The organism is Actinospica robiniae DSM 44927 (genome assembly GCF_000504285.1).
Lineage (GTDB): Bacteria > Actinomycetota > Actinomycetes > Streptomycetales > Catenulisporaceae > Actinospica > Actinospica robiniae.
On sequence record NZ_KI632511.1, the window covers coordinates 3891103 to 3904723 of the forward strand.

The following is a 13621-nucleotide window of genomic DNA, read 5'->3' on the forward strand; positions in this document are numbered from 1 at the left end:
GGAACGAACATGGATTTCGGTCTGGTGCTGCAGAACGACCCGCCCGCCAAGCTGCTCGTGGACCGGATGGTGCGAGCCGAACGGCTCGGGTTCACCCACGGCTGGACCTTCGACTCGGCCGTGCTGTGGCAGGAGCCGTTCGTCATCTACAGCCGCGTCCTGCAGCACACCGAGCGGCTGGTCGTCGGGCCGATGGTGACCAACCCGGGCACGCGCACCTGGGAGGTCACCGCCTCGACCTTCGCGACACTCAACGAGATGTACGGCAATCGGACGATCTGCGGAATCGGCCGGGGTGACTCGGCGATGCGCGTCGCCGGCCGCAGGCCCGCCACGCTCGCGCAACTCGGCGAGGCGATGCGTGTCATCAAGGACCTCGCCGAGGGACGCGAGGCCGAGTTCGGCGGCACCAGCATGCGCATCCCGTGGGTCGGGGACGGCAGCCTGCCGATCTGGATGGCCGCCTACGGCCCGAAAGCGCTGGAACTGACGGGCCGCCAGGCCGACGGCTACATCCTCCAACTGGCCGATCCGTTCCTGACGGAGTGGATGATCAAGGCCGTGCGCCAGGCCGCCGCGGACGCGGGCCGCGATCCGGCGAGCGTCAAGATCTGCGTCGCGGCGCCCGCCTACGTGAGCGACGGGGGTCCCGAGACGTACGCGCACGCCCTCGACCAGTGCCGGTGGTTCGGCGGCATGGTCGGCAACCACGTCGCCGACCTCGTCTCCCGCTACGGCGAGACCTCCGACATGGTTCCGGTCGAGCTGACCGCCTATATCAAGGCCCGGGAGAAGTACGACTACTCCCATCACGGCCGCGCCGGGAACCCGGACACGGCGTTCGTGCCGGACGAGATCGTCCAGCGGTTCTGCCTCGTCGGTCCGGTCGAGGCACACGTCGAGAAACTCGAGCAGCTCAAGTCGCTCGGCGTGGACCAGGTAGCGATCTATGCCATGCACGACGCCATCGACGAGGTCGTCGAGCGCTACGCGGACGAAGTGATACCGGCACTGAGCTGATCAGAACTCTTAGAGACGAGGTGGCCCTCCCCATGTCCGCAACCGCCCCGCCCACCGCTACCCCGGGTGAACAAGGCCGAATAGACCTGGCCGAGGGAGTCGTGCTGGACGACGCCCGCTTCGCCAATCCCGACCTGATACCGGTCCCCGTCGCCAAGCGCCGCTGGAACACGTACAACTTCCTCGCGCTCTGGGTCGGCATGTCGCACAACATCGCGACCTGGACGCTCGCCTCCGGGCTGGTCGCGCTCGGCATGGACTGGAAGCAGTCCGTGCTCACCATCGCCCTCGCCAACCTGATCGTGCTCGCTCCGGTGATCCTCAACGGACACGCGGGCACCCGCTACGGCATCCCCTTCCCGGTGTTCGCGCGTGCCTCGTTCGGCCTGCGCGGCGCCAACCTGCCGGCGGTCATCCGCGCGCTGGTGGCGTGCGTGTGGTTCGGCATCCAGACCTGGATCGGCGGCGGCGCCATCTTCGCACTGGGCGGCAAGGCCTTCGGCCACTGGTGGGCCGACGCGAGCGTGGTCGGCGGCCAGCCGTGGACCGAGTGGCTCTCATTCGCGGTGTTCTGGATCATCCAGGTCATCGTGATCGTGCGCGGCATGGACACGCTACGGCGCTTCGAGAACTGGGCCGCGCCGCTCGTGCTCGTCGGCGCGATCGGCCTGCTCGCCTGGGTCGGCATCAAGGCGGGCGGGATGGGCCCGCTGCTGAGCCAGCCCTCGAAGCTGGGCTGGGGCTCGGGCTTCTGGAAGATCTTCTTCCCCTCGCTGATGGGCATGATCGGGTTCTGGTCCACGCTCTCGCTGAACATCCCGGACTTCACCCGCTTCGGCGGCAGCCAGCGCGCCCAGGCGCGTGGCCAGGCGCTCGGCCTGCCGACCACGATGACGCTCTTCTCGCTGCTCGCGGTCCTGGTCACCTCCGGATCGCAGGCCCTGTTCGGTACGCCGATCTGGGATCCGGTCCAGCTGCTGACCAGACTGGACAACGTCGCGGGCACGCTGATCGGCCTCTTCGTCGTACTGATCGCGACGCTCTCGGTGAACATCGCCGCGAACGTGGTCAGTCCGGCCTACGACTTCTCCAACCTGCTGCCGAAGCTGGTCGGTTTCCGCACCGGCGCGCTGATCACCGGCGTGATCGGCGTGGTGATCCTGCCGTGGAAGCTGTACTCGAACCCGAACACGTACATCTTCACCTGGCTGGGCACCGTCGGCGGCCTGCTCGGCACGGTCGCGGGCATTCTCATCGCGGACTACTGGGTGCTGCGCCGCACCCGGCTCGCACTCGATGAGCTCTACCGACCCTCGGGCAGGTACTGGTACAACGGGGGCTGGAACTGGCGCGCGGTCGTGTCGTTCGTGGTCGGCGGCCTGCTCGCGGTCGGCGGTTCGTACTCGTCGGTGGTCGACGGGGTGAAGCAGGGCCCGTTCCCCGCAAAGGGCCTGATCCCGTTCCTGCAGCCGCTGGCCGACTACGGCTGGGCGGTCGGCCTCGGGGCGGCGTTCGTGCTCTACATCGCGCTGACCAAGCTGGCTCCGCCGAAGGCTTACTCCTCCTGACCGGCGCCGGAAGTCTGCTGGGCGTCGTAGGCCAGGATCGCCACGTAGAGTGAGACGATCTGGTCCCAGTCGTCGAGATCCACGCCGAGCAGCGTCTCGATGCTGTGCAGCCTGCGGTAGAGCGCGGGGCGCGAGAAGTGGTGCTCCTGCGCGGCGAGGGACTTGTTGCGGCCGGAACGCAGGTAACTGCGCAGCACGTCCAGGAGCTCCGTCTCGGCGAAGAGCAGGCCGAGTTCGCGTTCGATGAAGGCCTGGAGTTCGGGTTCGTCGCGCAGCAGACGGACGAGGCCACGCAGGCGCACGTCCCGTAGCCGGGCGACCGGACCGGCGGGCGGATCTGCCATCGCGGCGTCGGCGACGTGCAGCGCCTCGGCGAACGAGCGCGGCAATTCGTCCAGGGTGGCGCAGTCCGCCCCGGCGCCGACCACGAACTTGCGGCCCCGTCCCGCGGCGTGCTCGCCGGCCTTGAGCACCAGTCGATCCACTGCCGTGCTCGTGTTCTGATCACGCGGCAGGCTGACGAGCACGGCCAGGTCGTCGGCGGCGTACCAGCCGGCCAGTCCGGCGAGGCCCTCCTCGGCGAGCGCGCGGCGGAAGAGCAGGTCCATTGCTTCGCCGCCACCGGTCAGCGACCTGATGATCAGCGGGACGAAGGTGCGGCGGTTCACCGGCAGGCCGAGGGCGCGGACACGGGGAAGGAGCTGGTCCGGGCGCACGGAGCCGGACGCCAGGTCGGCGAGTATGGCCTGCGCCGCTTCGCCCTCGAGCCCATCGTGCGCGAGGTGCACGCCGCCGCCGACGAGCCGGTGCACGGCGAGCGCCTCGGCCGCGCGGTCGGCGATCATCCGGCCCTCGGCCGGCGTGCCCGGGTAGCCGAAAAGCAGCAGCCTGGCCCACTGCGTGCCCCGTGCCTGGAGCGGCGCGATGATCCAGCCGTCCGGACCGGCCGTCGTCGCCCCGGCGCCCGCCCTTGAGGTGGGCGAGGCTGCCGGGGCCTGCGCGGAAGGCACGGCGAGTGCGGCGACCTGCCGGGACACCCGTCCCCAGTCACGCATCAGCTCGCCGAGTGCGCCACGGTCTCCGGCCGTGGCCAGCACCCGCTGCGCCAGGTTCACCAACATGACCGGGCAGCCCGCGAACGCCGCGACCTCGTCGAGCAGGCCTTGCAGTGAGGCGCCGGAGAGGTTCAGCGCGGCCAGCGCCGAGCGCAGCCGGTCGGACAGGTCCACGGCGGCGAAGCGCTCGTTGAGCAGCCGCGCGTTCACCTCCTCGGTGAACCTGGCGAAGGGCGCGGGCCGGTGCAGCACGATCAGCGGCACGCCGCGCTGCTCGGCAGCGCGGCGCATCGTGGGCGGTGTGGTGGAGAACGCGCGGCCCAGGCCGAGCACGACGGCGGCGACGTCGGCCCCGTGCATCGCCTCGACGTAGCCGACCTGTGCCTTCGGATCGTCCGCCAGCAGCAGGCCGGTGGTCAGCACGATCTCGCCGCCGGAGAGCATCACACCGACGTCCAGCGCCTCTGCCACGTGCACCCAGCGCACCGGCCGGTCCAGACCCGCAGCCCCCGCGACCGCCTCCGGGCCGAAGGACGCGACCAGGTCGAGCCCGAGCACGTCACGCACGGTCAACATCTGGTGAGTATAGGCCGGGGTGGCCAAGGGGTCACGGGTGTGTCCCCGACCTCACGTGACGCAACAGGCCGTGGGAATGGGATTGATCGTGACCGCGGGCGCGGTGGTGAGCGTCACCGTGACCGGGTACCAGGCCGCGTTGCCAGAGGTGTCGACGGCCTTGAGACGGAAGGTGTAGGCGGTGCCGGGCGACAGGCCCGTCGGCGTGTACTGCGACGTGGCGCGCGCGAGCCTGGCTATCAGGCGGCCGTCCTGGTAGAGCTCGTAACGGCCGATGCCGTAATCGTCCGTCGCCGCGGTCCACGCGACCTCGGCCCAGGTGGCGCCGGTGTCGCCGGAGACCGCCGCGAAGGCGGTGGTCCCGGCCGGAGCCGTCGGCGCCGTCGTGTCGGGAGCGCCGGTGGTGCGCACCGTCGTGGCGGGTCCGCCGACGGCGTTCCCGGTCGCGTCGAGTGCCGTGATCCTGATGCTGTGCACCCGGTCCGGAGCGAGGCCGGTGACCTCACCGCTGGTGGCCGTCCCCGGATACGTGGCCGCGAGGGCTCCGTCGACGTACGCGCCGTAGTTCGATATCCCGACGTTGTCGCTCGCCGCGGGCCAGGCCAGGTCCACCGACGTGGCGGACGCCGCGGCGGTCAAGCTCGCCCCGCGCGGCCAGACCGGAACGCCGCCGGCGTCCTGCGTCGTGGTCGTCGCCGTGGTGGTGCCGGTGAATGCCAGACCACTGGAATTCGTGATCTGCCAGGGGTCGAGCGTGTTCCGGTACACGACGTTCTGGAAGCTGCTGTCCTTGAGATAGCTCAGCGACGCGGGCGTGGCGTTGAGGAACGTCACGTCCGAGAAGTGCAGCCGGGTGTCCTGGTCGCCCGGAAGTCCGAGCACCTCGATCGACTGCGTACCGGCCCCGTCCACGGTCACGTGGTCGACGTCGACTTCGGTGAAGTACGCCGGGTCGCTCGCCGGTTCGACGGTGATGAAGGCGTTCGGGTCGTTGTAATTTGCAGTGAACGAGAAGGCTTGCACGGTGATGTTCCTGAGCGCGTTGTCGCGGAAGGTCACCTCGCGCACTCCCCCGCCGTTCTGCGGGACGGTCTTCATCCGCAGTCCGTACTGGGAGCCGTCGATGACGTCATCCTCCGCGAGGACGTTCTGGATCCAGGCTCCGGTGTGGCTGCCGAAGGCGACGGCGCCGTGGGCGTTGCGGAAGTAGTCGTCGAAGATCCAGGCGCCGCCGGTCGGACCGTCCGGCGGGGCCTGGGCGCCGAGGCCGGCGGCGAAGTTCACCGCGTCGTCGCCGGTGTCGAAGACGGTGCCGAAGATGGTCAGGCCGCTGCCGTGGGCGAAGTCGATGCCGTCGCCGTTGTTGATGTTGTACGTGGTCAGCCGGTCGTTCGCGAGCGTTACGTTGGAGCTGTGCAGGCTGGCGATGGTGTGGAAGGCCGGATCGATCGCGTTGATGCCGCCGATGTAGGCGTTGTGCACACCGCGCAGCGTGATCAGGTTCGAGCGGGTGCTGTAGGCGCCGGCGTCGCCGATCGCGGTGGCCGCGGCCACCTCGGACTTCGCCAGGATGCCGTTCGTGCTCACCGTGGCGGAGCTGCTGGGCGCCGAGATCGGGAAGCCCTGCGCGTCAAGGCCCTGCTGCACCCAGCCGTTTCCGTCGATGGTGCCGCCGCCGGTGATCCGGATGTCGTGCAGGGAGCCGTAGTCCCAGGTCTGCGCGTTCAGCAGGCTGTGGTAGCGGGGGTCGGTGGAGTACTCGTACAGCTGGAAGCCGAAGGGGTAGTCGGCCGCGTTCTCGGAGCCCAGCAGCGTGGCGCCGGTCGCGACGTCGAAGGTGAGGTCGCTCTTGAGCCAGAGCGCGCCGCTCTTGTACACCCCGTCGGCGAGCAGGACCTCGCTGCCCGGCGTGGCGGCGTCGATCGCGGCCTGGATGGCCTTGGTGTCCAGGGTGGTGCCGTCGCCCACGGCGCCGTAATCGCGCACGTCGAAGACGCGCGGCGAGGCGGTCGTCGTCTGAACCACGACGGCGCTGTCCGCCGACTCGTGCCCGGCCGCGTCCACCGCGCGGACCGTGAACCGGTAGCGCGTGCTCGGGTTGAGCCCCTCGACGGTGTAGGCGTGCGGGAGGGTGCGGGTCTGCCCGCCGTCGGCCGGGTCCGCGTAGAAGGCGTCGATGAAAGGCTGCGCCGCGGAAACCGAGTCCTGGCCCGCGGTTCCGATGTAAGCGTCATTTTCGTAGACGTGGTAGCCGGCGACATCGGCACGGTCGTCCGGCGCGTTCCACACCAGGCTCACGCTGTGATCGTCGAAGGCCAGCGCCGGAATCCGCACCCCGCGGGGCGCCGTCGGTAGGTGACCTGAGCCCGCTGGTTGGGAGGCCACAGCGGCGGGCACGACGGCCGTGGCCAGCGTGGCGCAGACGGCGAGGACGGCGATGGCGCGGCGGCGAATCCTCCCGCGGCGGGCGGGTGAAGATGGCGCGGTGGTCACACTCAGTGCCTCCCTCGGTCGCATGTTCAGGTAACTGAACAAGGATCATATGCGTGGACGAGCATGTGGCTGCGAGGTTAGAGACGCATCCGGCGGTCGTCAACAGCCCGGCGGGCGCGAGCGTCTCAGTCCACGAATCTCGCCGCGGACGCGGCGCGAGGGGTTGACACCCCGTCAGGAGCTGCTTACCGTGTCCACATATATGAACGCTGTTCATAGCTATGTTGTTCGTTCGCGTGCTCGGTGAGAAGGGAGGCAGCCGGCCGTGGCTCTTGCCGATACCGGCATGACGACCGCCCCCGCGGACACGCCGCCGAACGAGCCGGGCCGCCCTCGCCGCGGCGGCGCTCGGCTGCTGCGCCGACGGCTCGCGCCCTACACGCTGATCGCCCCCACCCTGGCGCTGCTCGGCACCTTCCTGCTCTTCCCGATCGGCACCGTCCTCTACGACAGCCTTCGGCACGACAACCCCACCGAGCCCTGGGACAACGGATTCGCCGGGCTGGACAACTTCCGCCGCCTGCTGCACGACTCGACGTTCTGGAGCAGCCTGGCCTTCACCGGAAAGTGGGTCGTGCTGGAGGTCGCGCTGCAGCTCGCCCTCGGGCTGGCCCTCGCGTTGATGCTCAACGAGACCTTCGTCGGGCGGTCCGTCGCCCGAGCGCTGGTCTTCTCGCCCTGGGCCGTCTCCGGCGTGCTGACCACCAGTATCTGGCTGCTGCTCTACAACCCCGCGACCGGCGTCCTGCACTATCTCTCCCGGCTCGGCGTCGGCAGCCCGAGCACCGCGGTGCTCAGCGATCCCTCGACCGTCGTATGGGCCGCGGTCCTGGCCGAGCTGTGGCGCGGGGTCCCGTTCTTCGCGATCCTCCTGCTGGCCGATCTGCAGTCCATCCCGAAGGAGCTGTACGAGGCCTCATCCGTGGACGGCGCCGGGCGCACCCGGCGATTCGTCCACGTGACGCTCCCCCACCTGCGCGACGCCGTCGTGCTCGCCACCCTGCTCCGCGGAGTGTGGGAGTTCAACAACGTCGACCTGCTCTACACGCTCACCGGCGGAGGCCCGGCGGGCCAGACCACCACCCTGCCGCTCTACGTCGCTCAGACCGCGCGCAATTCGTACGACTTCGGGTACGGATCCGCCCTCACAACCGCGGCTTTCGTCATCCTCTTGTTCTTCTGCATCGTCTATCTGAGGCTGAGTAAATTCGGCGAGGAACGATGAGCGCCGCCGCCGTGCGCACCACCCGCCGGCGACGCTCCGACGGGCGGATGCTGCGCCTGTTCGTCCCGCTCGCCGCGTACACGCTCTTCACGATCGTGCCGTTCTACTGGATGCTGCTGTTCGCAGTGCGGCCCGACGGCTCGACCTCGCTGGTGCCCTGGCCGCTCACGCGGCGCAACTTCGTCACGGTCTGGGACACGCTGGGCTACTCGGTGTTCGTCCGCAACAGTGTCCTGATCGCCGTCATCACCCTGCTGTTCGTCACCGTGGTCGCGCTCATGGGCGGCTACGCCCTCGCCCGCTTCCGGTTCGCCGGCCGCAAGGCGTTCATCCTCATGCTGCTGTGCACGCAGTTCGTGCCCGGCGCGATGATGCTGATCCCCTTGTTCACCGTCTTCAAGTCGCTCGGCCTGATCGACTCGCGCTGGAGCGTGATCATCGCCGAGACCACCTTCCAGCTGCCGCTGGCGATGATCCTGATGAGCGGTTTCATCCGGAACGTGCCGATGGAGCTGGAGGAGTCGGCGATGGTCGACGGCTGCGGCCGGATCCGCGCCTTCCTCGCGGTCGTGCTGCCGCTGCTGCGCCCCGGCATCGTCGCGGTCGGCTCGTTCGCCTTCATCGGTGCCTGGAACAACTTCCTGTTCGCGCTGATGTTCCTGGACGACCCGACGAAGCAGACCATTCCGGTCGGCCTGTCCAGCACCATCGGCGAGAACACCGTCGACTTCGGCGCGCTGGCCGCGGGCGGCGTGGTCGCGGCCGTCCCCGTCGTGCTCGTCTTCGCCGTCGTCCAGCGCTTCCTGGTGCAGGGCCTGTCCGCCGGCGCCGTCAAGGGCTGAGCCCGCCGGTCCCGCGCCCGCCTCGCCCGCCTCCCCCCGAAAGGTAGGACCCCGTGCCCCGATCAACCCGCCTCCTGCGCTCGGCCGCCCTCGGCGCCGCGGTCGCCGCCGCGCTCCTGTGCGCCGATGCCTGCGGCTCCTCGTCCGGCGCGACCGCCCAACAGACCGGCGGCCACATCGCGCTGACGTTCTGGGACGACAACGCCGGACCGACCAGCACCCCCTACTACCAGAAGCTGATCACCGAGTTCGAAGCCGCGAACCCGAGCATCACGGTCCAGTACACCGGAATCCCCAGCGCCGACGTAGCGCAGAAGTACAACACGGCCATCGCCGGCGGCGTCACCCCCGACGTCGGCCGCTTCTCCACCTCCGTGATGAGCACGATCGTCGCCCAGGGCGCCCTGATCCCGCTCGACTCCCCGTACGCGGGCAGCACGATCAAGGGCCAGATATCCCCGGCGTTCCTGGCCACGGCGAAATCGGCCGGCGGCGGCGGGAATCTCTACATGATGCCGACCTCGGGCAACCAGGACGTCATCTGGTACCGCACCGACCGCTTCCAGGCCGCCGGGCTGAGCGCGCCGGCGACCTGGAGCGACCTGTTCGCGGACGCGGCCAAGCTCACCGATCCGGGCAAGGACCAGTACGGCTGGACCATCCGCGGCGGGTCCGGCTCGGGCTTCCAGATCCTGGCCGAGGCCTACGCGTACTCCGGCGTCACCCAGATGTTCGACGCGAACGGCAACTCCACGGTCGACTCGCCGGCGAACGTGGCGTTCATCCAGATGGTCGCGCAGCAGTACAAGAAGACCACGCCCGAGGCCGACGTGGACAACGCCTATCCGGCAATGGTCGCGCAGTTCACCGGCGGCGAAGTGGACATGGTGCACCACAACCTCGGCACCACCGGCCAGGTGAAGAAGGCGCTCGGCACGAAGGTGGCGGGCATGATGCTGCCGGTCGGCCCCAGCGGCCGGCACACCATCCTGGCCAACCCGGTCTCAGGCTTCGGCATCTTCAAGAACAGCGCGCACCAGGCGGCGGCGTGGCAGTTCATCCAGTTCCTCGACTCGCACGCCGCGGACAGCTACTGGAATCAGCAGGTGGGCCAGATCCCGGCCAACACCCAGGCCTACGCGGACGCCTGGTATCAGAGCTCCGGCATCACCAAGCAGGCCGGCGACCTGCTCAACAGCTCGTCCACCACGATCGTGCAGCCGCCGGTCTACCTGCCGCAGTACTCGCAGATCACCAAGACCCTGGCCGAACCGGACTTCCAGAAGGTGCTGCTCGGTCGGATGAGCGCAGCCGACTTCGCCAAGACCATCGCGGACGCGCTCACGACCGCCGAGAAGCAGTGGAAATCGAAGCACTGACACCGGAACCGACACCGGGCCGGGAGGAGAAGCCTTGTCCGCGACCATCTTGAGCATCGAAGTGGCGGTCTTCACCACCGTCGCGAAGACCGCCGTCGACTCCCACGGCCATCGCCATCCGAGCGGCGCGCACGAAGTCCACGAAGCCCTGCTGACCATCACGGATACCGACGGCGCGGCCGGGCGGGTACTCGGCCAGCCGGACCACGTGCGCGAAAGCGTGCTGGACCGGTACCTCCGGCCCGCGTTGCTGGGCCAGGACCCGTTCGCGCGCGAACGCCTCTGGGCCGCTCTCGCCCGCAGGCAGCGCGGCGCCGGCGGCAGCCTGACCGACCGCGCGCTCGGCCTCGCCGACTGCGCCCTGTGGGACCTCGCCGGCCGCCGCCTGGGGCTGCCGGTGTGGAAGCTGCTCGGCGGAGCGCGCGAGCGGATCTCCGCCTACGGGTCCACCATGTGCGGCGACGAGATCCCGGGCGGCCTGGCGACCCCCGACGACTTCGCCGCGTTCGCCCGGGCCCTGGTCGATCGCGGCTACCGCGCCGTCAAACTGCACACGTGGATGCCGCCGATCCCCCGGGCGCCCTCGGTCGACCGGGACATCGAAGCCTGCGCCGCAGTGCGCGACGCGGTCGGCCCGGGCGTCGACCTCATGCTGGACGCCTACCACTGGTACTCGCGCACCGAAGCGCTCCGGCTGGGGCGCGCCCTGCAAGAGCTCGACTACTACTGGTTCGAGGAGCCGATGGACGAAGCTTCCATCGCCTCCTACCGCTGGCTCGCCGACCGACTCGAGATCCCCGTCATCGGGCCGGAGACCAGCGGGGGAAAGAACTTCACCCGCGCCGAGTGGGCCAGCACCGGAGCCTGCGACATCCTGCGCACCGGAGTGACCGACGTCGGCGGCATCACGCCCGCCGTGCGGACGCTGCACTTGGCCGAAGCGTTCAACATGGACTGCGAGGTCCACGGCAACGGCTCCGCCAACCTCGCGCTGGCGGGCTCCTGCCTCAACTACCGCTGGTACGAACGTGGACTGCTGCACCCGCACGTCGACTTCGACGAGCCTCCGCCGCACCTGCACACGATCGTCGACGCCATGGATGACGACGGCTTCGTGACGCTGCCGCCGCAGCCGGGACTGGGCGACGACTTCGACCTCGACTATATCAAGGCTCATACCATCGCATCCTGGTAGCCCTGAAGACGGGCGGGCCGGCGGTGCGGCCGCGCGATGCGACCGCGCGGGCGCAGCTCGACGACAACCTCGATGCCACAAGCACGCGTTCACTCCCCGTCGAGGTCCTCGAGATCGGGTTGCGGTAACCAGTCGAGCCCAGGGCGGAACGACGCCCATGCCCGCCCTCGGCTCATCTCGGCGAGCTTGCGGATCAGGTACATGACGTCGCGGTTGCGCTCACCCGCCCGCCAGATCATCGACCAACCGAACAGGAGGGCTGGATCGGTCAGCGGAATGATCGCGGCCACACCCGGCTCCTCGGTCAGCACCATCTGGACCGGCAGCAGGGCCACCCTGGCCGGATCGGAGTTGATGTCGGCGATCGCCTGGGCGAGGCCGATGTTGCGGCCGCCGGTCTCCCGCTCCATGTCGAGAAATTCGGCGGCCCGGCGCCACCAGCCGGCGAACTCCGGCGAGCTACCCTGCGCCGGCGCCCAGACTCGATGCCCGACCAGGTCGGCCGGGCGCAGGGCCTGACGGTCGGCGAGAGGACTGCGGCCGCTGAGGAGCACGCCCATCCGGCTCAGTTCGACAAGCTGCCGGGACAGTTCCGGCGGCCAGGCTCGCTCGAGGTCGTGTACCCGGCCGAAGGCGAGATCGAGCTCGCCGTGCAGCAGGGCTCGCAATGCCAGCGGTAGGCTCCGCCGGTTGCTGACCTCGATGTTGACCTCTGGTATGGCCGCCATCGTCTCCGCGAGCCGGGTCATCGGCGGGTGCGGCTGGCCCCACGTATCCACTCTGACCGGGCGGCGGGTCCCCCGCATCGCCGCCGTGGCGGCGTCGGCAGCCGCGAGTGACTGCTGCGCGTGCGGGAGGAACAGCTCCCCCGCCTCGGTCAGCGATACACCGGTTGGCGCACGTTCGAGCAGCACCTCGCCGATGATCCGCTCAAGCCGCTGAATCCGCTTGGACAGCGCTTGCTGAGACAAGTTCAGCTCCGCCGCAGCGCGGCCGAAGTGGCGGTGCTCGGCCACGGCGGCGAACGCGCGCACTTGCGCGAGGTCCAAATCCACGCGTCAACGATCCGGCGGTCAAGGCCGAACGTCAAGTCCAGATAGCGCGCCCACCTTGGTCGACAACTGTTCGTTGATGCCGGGGACGACATTCTGTTGGACCGCTCCCGCGGACGCTGGTGTGCTGCCGGTAGCCGTCTACGCGGACCTCTTGCGCTCACGGCGCGCGAATCCCAACCCCGCACAGGAGACGTCATGGTCAGCCTCATCATCGGCGCCGCGGTACTCGCTCTGCTGATCTTCCGCCAGGTCTCGGTCCGCCCGCTCCGTGAAGGCCACCGGGTCCCGCTCATCCTCACGGTTGTCGGCATCGTGGAGTTCAGCCAGTATCTGCGCAGCCACCGCGGGCATCCGGCCGCGATCGCATCCGCGCTGGGCGGAAGCCTGGTCCTCGCCGCGGTCTCCGGAGCCGCGCGAGCGCCGACGGTCCGGATCTGGACCCAAGACGGCACGGTCATGAGACAGGGCACTGCGCTCACCGTGCTGCTGTGGATCGTTCCCGCGGCGATGCACTTGGGCTACGACAAGCTGGCCGGCGGCAATGCCGTCGGCGACGTGGGTGCATCGACGATGTTGCTCTACTACGCGGTCACCTTCACGGTCCAGCGAAGGGTCCTGCACGCCAGAGCACGAGCGCATTGAGCGTTATCAGTAGCCTGCATGTACCGAATGAAAATCACTAAAAGCCAAGGAGTTGATTTAGTTGAGACCCACGGCCGTACTTCGCCGCCGCAGCTCAGCCTGCATGTTCCTCGCCGCCTACGCCTCCGTCACCATCCTGTGCACCCTGCTCTCGATCGTGATCGGCGCGATCCAGCACGACCCTGGCACGGCACACCCTCTGCAGGACAAGGCGTACCTGCTCTCGGAGAAGTTCGATCCGGTGGTGAACCTCGCCGTGTGGACCGGATTCGCCGCGTTGTACTTCGCCCGGATCCCGCAGCCGCTGCGCACCAAGGAGCACGCGAGGGCGCTCGCCTGCACTTGGCTGCTGCTGGCCCTGCCCGTCGACTTCGTGTTCTTCGTGCTGATTCCCAACCCGATCTCGTTGAGTCCGCGCGACTTCTATGTCGGCCAGTTCCCCTGGATCTACTTGATCTACGCGGCGGTGTTCGCCGGCCCGCTCGCGGCCCAACGCCTGGGGCGGTCCAGTAGCTCCCCCGCCCGGATCCCTGCCACCGCCCCATCGGAGATCACATGACCCCGACACGGG

Annotated in this window: 11 protein-coding genes; 8 read left to right on the top strand and 3 right to left on the bottom strand. The window is 69.2% G+C overall.

Annotated elements, in window-relative coordinates; genetic code table 11:
* Positions 1-9: 9 nt before the first annotated feature.
* Both ACTRO_RS16480 and ACTRO_RS16485 read left to right on the top strand, forming a co-directional pair.
* Positions 10-1020, top strand: coding sequence for a TIGR03842 family LLM class F420-dependent oxidoreductase (locus ACTRO_RS16480; protein ID WP_034263996.1), 1011 nt, complete (start codon positions 10-12; stop codon positions 1018-1020).
* A gap of 32 nt (positions 1021-1052) precedes the next feature.
* A complete protein-coding gene (locus tag ACTRO_RS16485; RefSeq protein ID WP_034263997.1) occupies positions 1053-2588 on the top strand; it encodes an NCS1 family nucleobase:cation symporter-1 in 1536 nt (511 codons plus the stop codon).
* Here the strand turns inward: ACTRO_RS16485 and ACTRO_RS16490 are convergent.
* Both ACTRO_RS16490 and ACTRO_RS16495 read right to left on the bottom strand, forming a co-directional pair.
* Complete coding sequence (locus tag ACTRO_RS16490; protein WP_051452406.1) at positions 2576-4219, bottom strand: PucR family transcriptional regulator; 1644 nt, start codon at positions 4217-4219, stop codon at positions 2576-2578. The genes ACTRO_RS16485 and ACTRO_RS16490 overlap by 13 nt on opposite strands.
* Before the next feature lie 51 nt (positions 4220-4270).
* Positions 4271-6712, bottom strand: coding sequence for a fibronectin type III domain-containing protein (locus tag ACTRO_RS16495; RefSeq protein ID WP_169739909.1), 2442 nt, complete (start codon positions 6710-6712; stop codon positions 4271-4273).
* Positions 6713-6998: 286 nt separating this feature from the next.
* Between ACTRO_RS16495 and ACTRO_RS16500 the strand changes: the two genes are divergently transcribed.
* The 4 genes from ACTRO_RS16500 to ACTRO_RS16515 are packed head-to-tail and all read left to right on the top strand — an operon-like array spanning position 6999 to position 11353.
* Complete coding sequence (locus ACTRO_RS16500) at positions 6999-7937, top strand: ABC transporter permease subunit (protein WP_034264000.1); 939 nt, start codon at positions 6999-7001, stop codon at positions 7935-7937.
* Complete coding sequence (locus ACTRO_RS16505) at positions 7934-8779, top strand: carbohydrate ABC transporter permease (protein WP_034264001.1); 846 nt, start codon at positions 7934-7936, stop codon at positions 8777-8779. Before ACTRO_RS16500 ends, ACTRO_RS16505 begins: the two co-directional genes overlap by 4 nt.
* A gap of 53 nt (positions 8780-8832) precedes the next feature.
* Positions 8833-10158, top strand: coding sequence for an ABC transporter substrate-binding protein (locus tag ACTRO_RS16510; protein WP_034264003.1), 1326 nt, complete (start codon positions 8833-8835; stop codon positions 10156-10158).
* Between the two features lie 34 nt (positions 10159-10192).
* A complete protein-coding gene (locus ACTRO_RS16515) occupies positions 10193-11353 on the top strand; it encodes an enolase C-terminal domain-like protein (RefSeq protein ID WP_034264004.1) in 1161 nt (386 codons plus the stop codon).
* 89 nt (positions 11354-11442) lie between these two features.
* Here ACTRO_RS16515 and ACTRO_RS16520 read toward each other — a convergent pair whose 3' ends face one another.
* Entirely contained in the window at positions 11443-12408 is a 966-nt protein-coding gene (locus tag ACTRO_RS16520) for a LysR family transcriptional regulator (protein ID WP_034264006.1), read from the bottom strand.
* A gap of 195 nt (positions 12409-12603) precedes the next feature.
* Between ACTRO_RS16520 and ACTRO_RS16525 the strand changes: the two genes are divergently transcribed.
* Positions 12604-13050: a hypothetical protein gene (locus tag ACTRO_RS16525; protein WP_034264007.1), complete on the top strand. Its 447-nt coding sequence runs from the start codon at positions 12604-12606 to the stop codon at positions 13048-13050.
* A gap of 61 nt (positions 13051-13111) precedes the next feature.
* A complete protein-coding gene (locus ACTRO_RS16530) occupies positions 13112-13609 on the top strand; it encodes a hypothetical protein (RefSeq protein WP_157436286.1) in 498 nt (165 codons plus the stop codon).
* Positions 13610-13621 lie beyond the last annotated feature (12 nt).